Genomic DNA, 3,796 nt, shown 5'->3' with positions numbered 1-3,796 from the left:
CCTGCAGGTCTGACGTCCACTTCATATCGACCATCATCGAGCTTTTTAACAGACATAAAGCCTCCCGATGATGTTACTGCGTACTTCAATTTCCTGATTTACATAACAAAAACTCACCGTGCATTTACTGCACAAATAAGCGCCGTAAATGGTTAGCCAGTTTTCTGGTCTGAGTGGGGTGACGTTGTTGTCTGCTGCCCAAAGTGCGCGAGAGCCGGTGCAATTTGCCCAGCTTCAGGTGATATCGACTCTGTCATAAACCACATAGTGTATTTTTTGAACTGTGGATGGTTCAAAATCTTCATCACTGCCTGTATGCCCATATCTTTTACACCCTTCTCGTAACTCGAAAGAGAGCTGTATGGAACGCCAGTTAAGTCACTGAATTCTTTTCTATTCATACGTTCTGACTCACGCATGATGGCTAGCTTCTCATTGACGGGTATCATCGTAATTAACACTCCACTATTGATAGAAAAACGATAACAGAGTAATCTTCAATTCGTTATCGCAAGTTAATGGCTCCAATATGGCAATTAAAAGCCATTGGGAGCAATTAAAACACTAACGAGGAATACTCACAAATGAATAGGGTCATTGATAGTGCGAGCGACGCCGTTCCATACCAGGAATTCGCGCGTCTTATTGGTAAAACTCCTGCAGCTGTCAAAGGGATGATTGAGAAGGGCAAATTACCCATCGTTGAGATGACCGATCCGCAGTCAACAAGTGGAAGAGCTGGGGAATACTGGGTTTATCTTCCTGCGTGGAACAACGGCATGAAAATGGCTTATGAGAGCCGCCCGAAAGCGATTCGAGAAGGGTGGCTAATGTGGCTTGGTTTAGGAGATCCACGTTAATGAATATTGAACGTACAAAGGAGCCTCGTTGCATTGCTCAGTTACTCCGCAGGGAAAGCCCTAGCCCGATGAACTTCACTATCACTCACGGACGCGGCCGTAAGGGCATCATCATCCGTACTCGTAAGCCTGGCGTTATTGAGACGCTTCGCCGCCTGGTCAAAAAAAGAGGGCTGTGGTTATGACCGTCATGACTCTTGATGTGATCCAGAAACAACCAGCGGCGCTTAGGGGTCTGGTCGGTAAGTACCTGGCTCAGCCACGCTGGCAGGACACTTGTGATTTCTACAATCAGATGATGGAGCGCGAACGACTGACCGTTTGTTTTCACGCACAGCTAAAACAGCGTCACTCGGTCATGTGCTTAGAAGAAATGGACGAAGCCGATCGCGAGCGTCTTGTCTGCGCTCTGGATGAACTGAGATTCGCATTCAGCCGGTTTCGCCAGCATGGCTCGACTAAGGCAACCTTCATTAGCCGTCTGACTGTTAGTCAAAGACGTTCTCTTTTCCGTCATGCCGGGCTTACGGATCAAGAGTTCAGTATGCCGCACTGGCGATTGAACGAAGAGGACTGCTACTGGCGCGACAAACTATTCCGCGCTTTGCGAGAGCTGTTTAGCCTTTTTGAGTACGCGCCAACCATTTTAACCTCGGTAAAACCTGAGCAGTATTTACATTAATTAATCTGGATTCGTTTTATTACGCGCCTTACAGCGTGGGGACTCCTTTTGTCTGGAGATAGGCAAATGCAAAAACAAAATACAGCGCAGCGGGGCATGTATTCGGTACTTCTGGCGCAGGCAGTAAGCGAAGCACAGCGCGACACAGCGACCCGTTTCTCTTCTCAGTTTGACGGTCTTATCGCGCACATCAGTAAGTCAGAACTTAATCGCACCGAGATTATCGAGTTATTAGGTCAGGAGTCGGAAAAGTTACACAACTCGATTTTCGGTAGAGCGGATTAACCACTTTTAACAGGAAGTAAAAATGAGCATACGCATCGAGATAAATAACCAGTACGTCATTACCAGCGACCGCTATCAATTTATTTTGCAGGAAAAGAAAACCGCTACCTCCGGGAAGAACGAAGGCAAGGAATGGCTGGATGTTGTGGGTTACTACCCAACTATTCCTAAGCTCGTCTCAGGTCTGATTCTCCACGATATTTTAACAGGCGAAGCGAGCAGCTTTGCAGAATTGGGCTATCAAATCGAACGCATTGGTCATGAGTGCAACGCTGGCTTTTCTAAAAGGAATACTCGCAAATGACGATTGATGATCGATGCTTAGCTGATAACACAATCAATATAGTCACAGTTTCTGGCGGGAAAGATAGTTTAGCTGATTGGCTGTTAGCTATAGAGAACGGCATTCCTTTCCGGGTTGTATTTGCTGATACCGGCCATGAACACCCTCAGACGATGGATTATCTTGATTATCTGGAGAATCGCCTTGGGAATATTATTCGTGTAAAGGCTGATTTCTCTAAACGGATACAGGGGAAGCGGGATTTTATAGCTGAGCGATGGCCTGTTTCTCTCGTCGAAGAGTGCGGTTTCACCAAGGATGAAGCTGCATTTCGTATTCAACGCGCATTGTCGTTACTTCAACCAACTGGAATTCCTTTTTTAGATTTGGCTATGTGGAAAGGTCGATTTCCCTCCACAAAAGCAAAATTTTGCACGTTCGAACTGAAACACGAGCCAGTCAAAACCCGGGTCGTCGGGCCCGCTCTTAATGATTTCGATGAGGTGATTATGTGGCAAGGAGTGCGGGCTCAGGAGTCGCCTGCACGAGCTGCTTTGTCTGAATGGGAAGAGGACGCAGACAATACACCGGGTTTGCATGTTTATCGCCCAATCCTCCAATGGAAGCATGAGGAGGTTTTTGCCATCGCAAAACGCCACGGCATCAAACCTAATCCTCTTTATTTGCAAGGATGTGGGCGAGTAGGGTGTATGCCTTGCGTCAATGTCAGGAAATCTGAACTGGCAGAAATTTTCGCCAGATGGCCTGAAGAAATCGCCCGTGTGTCGGAGTGGGAACGGCTCGTTGCGGAATGCTCCCGTAGGGGCAATGCTGTTTTCTTCCCTTCAACTCAAGATCCGAAGCGAGCGGAGAAGCGAATTAATGTTGTAACTGTCGATGGTTACGGCATACAAACATACCGTGACTGGGCAATGACTACCCACGGAGGAACTCAATTTGATCTATTGGGGGCATCAAATGACTTAAGCGTATGCAGTAGCATTTATGCGGGCGTGTGTGAGTGACCAGCCCATGTAAAGGGCGCATCGCTCCCTCGCCACCGCCTCCGTTCATGAAACACACCGATGATAGATTCGTCGGTGCTTATCCCTGGAATGCTCCACGCTCTGCAATTGGCCGTGACAGACCCCTTACACGTGGCGAATTCCGTCAGGTGCAAGGTGTTTTAGGTAAAGTTAATCGCCTGCCATACGTCTTAAAAACGTTGTTCAACTCTCGGTATGACTTTATCCGTCGTACTAAAAGCCCACTTCATGGTTTCTATTTCCTTAAGAATACCGTCGAGCAAAGGGTGGGGCCACGTCTTGAGCGGGTCAATCAGCTTAACGGAATGAATGAGACCGCATCGCTACTCTTCATGAGCGAGCGCGAAAGCTATTCGCGTTTACCTGGTATGAGTGACAAGGCGCTCAAAAAGTTTGCTGCCCGTATCGCTTCGCAGCTCTATGTTGCTTATGAGGAATTAAGCGACGCTTGGGCTGATGCTCACGGCGGTAAAGAGTCTCTTTTCACCGATGAGGCGCAGGCGCATTTATATGGTCACGTTGCCGGTGCGGCGCGTGCATTCAATATCACCCCGATGTTCTGGAAAAAATACCGCAAAGGGCAGATCACAATTCGCCAGGCATTTTCCGCTATCGCTCGTCTGATTAACGATGAATGGTG

General features: G+C 47.8%; 8 protein-coding genes. 7 read left to right on the top strand and 1 reads right to left on the bottom strand.

Annotated elements, in window-relative coordinates; genetic code table 11:
• Positions 1-152 precede the first annotated feature (152 nt).
• Complete coding sequence (locus ACKI5T_RS09155) at positions 153-449, bottom strand: helix-turn-helix transcriptional regulator (RefSeq protein ID WP_103949582.1); 297 nt, start codon at positions 447-449, stop codon at positions 153-155.
• Positions 450-584: 135 nt separating this feature from the next.
• On the opposite strand from ACKI5T_RS09155, the gene ACKI5T_RS09150 reads away from it, so the two are divergent.
• The 7 genes from ACKI5T_RS09150 to ACKI5T_RS09120 all read left to right on the top strand — a co-directional run.
• The gene (locus ACKI5T_RS09150; protein ID WP_407437115.1) at positions 585-860 is read left to right on the top strand and encodes a regulatory phage cox family protein; all 276 of its coding nucleotides are present in this window, start codon (positions 585-587) and stop codon (positions 858-860) included.
• Positions 860-1,045 carry a hypothetical protein gene (locus tag ACKI5T_RS09145; RefSeq protein WP_407437114.1) on the top strand — a complete coding sequence of 62 codons (186 nt, stop codon included), beginning with the start codon at positions 860-862 and terminating at the stop codon, positions 1,043-1,045. The genes ACKI5T_RS09150 and ACKI5T_RS09145 overlap by 1 nt, the downstream gene beginning before the upstream one ends.
• Complete coding sequence (locus ACKI5T_RS09140; protein WP_407437113.1) at positions 1,042-1,542, top strand: replication protein B; 501 nt, start codon at positions 1,042-1,044, stop codon at positions 1,540-1,542. Before ACKI5T_RS09145 ends, ACKI5T_RS09140 begins: the two co-directional genes overlap by 4 nt.
• A 66-nt stretch (positions 1,543-1,608) precedes the next feature.
• The gene (locus ACKI5T_RS09135; protein WP_131488782.1) at positions 1,609-1,827 is read left to right on the top strand and encodes a DUF2732 family protein; all 219 of its coding nucleotides are present in this window, start codon (positions 1,609-1,611) and stop codon (positions 1,825-1,827) included.
• Positions 1,828-1,849: 22 nt separating this feature from the next.
• A complete protein-coding gene (locus ACKI5T_RS09130; RefSeq protein ID WP_407437112.1) occupies positions 1,850-2,131 on the top strand; it encodes a DUF5405 family protein in 282 nt (93 codons plus the stop codon).
• Positions 2,128-3,135 (top strand): phosphoadenosine phosphosulfate reductase family protein, encoded by a 1,008-nt coding sequence (locus tag ACKI5T_RS09125; protein ID WP_407437111.1) that lies wholly within the window; start codon positions 2,128-2,130, stop codon positions 3,133-3,135. The genes ACKI5T_RS09130 and ACKI5T_RS09125 overlap by 4 nt, the downstream gene beginning before the upstream one ends.
• 47 nt (positions 3,136-3,182) lie before the next feature.
• On the top strand, positions 3,183-3,796 hold a 614-nt coding region (locus tag ACKI5T_RS09120), incomplete at its 3' end, for a replication endonuclease (RefSeq protein ID WP_407437110.1).

This window comes from Lelliottia sp., assembly GCF_045627565.1.
In the GTDB taxonomy this organism is placed as follows: Bacteria; Pseudomonadota; Gammaproteobacteria; order Enterobacterales; family Enterobacteriaceae; genus Enterobacter.
This window is presented reverse-complemented; position numbering and strand designations above follow the sequence as displayed.

Bases quoted from the DNA above. Each gene is read 5' to 3' on its own strand.
- ACKI5T_RS09125 (WP_407437111.1), top strand. From the start codon at position 2,128: ATGACGATTGATGATCGATGCTTAGCTGATAACACAATCAATATAGTC.
- ACKI5T_RS09140 (WP_407437113.1), top strand. From the start codon at position 1,042: ATGACCGTCATGACTCTTGATGTGATCCAGAAACAACCAGCGGCGCTT.
- ACKI5T_RS09145 (WP_407437114.1), top strand. From the start codon at position 860: ATGAATATTGAACGTACAAAGGAGCCTCGTTGCATTGCTCAGTTACTC.
- ACKI5T_RS09150 (WP_407437115.1), top strand. From the start codon at position 585: ATGAATAGGGTCATTGATAGTGCGAGCGACGCCGTTCCATACCAGGAA.
- ACKI5T_RS09130 (WP_407437112.1), top strand. From the start codon at position 1,850: ATGAGCATACGCATCGAGATAAATAACCAGTACGTCATTACCAGCGAC.
- ACKI5T_RS09135 (WP_131488782.1), top strand. From the start codon at position 1,609: ATGCAAAAACAAAATACAGCGCAGCGGGGCATGTATTCGGTACTTCTG.
- ACKI5T_RS09155 (WP_103949582.1), bottom strand. From the start codon at position 449: ATGATACCCGTCAATGAGAAGCTAGCCATCATGCGTGAGTCAGAACGT.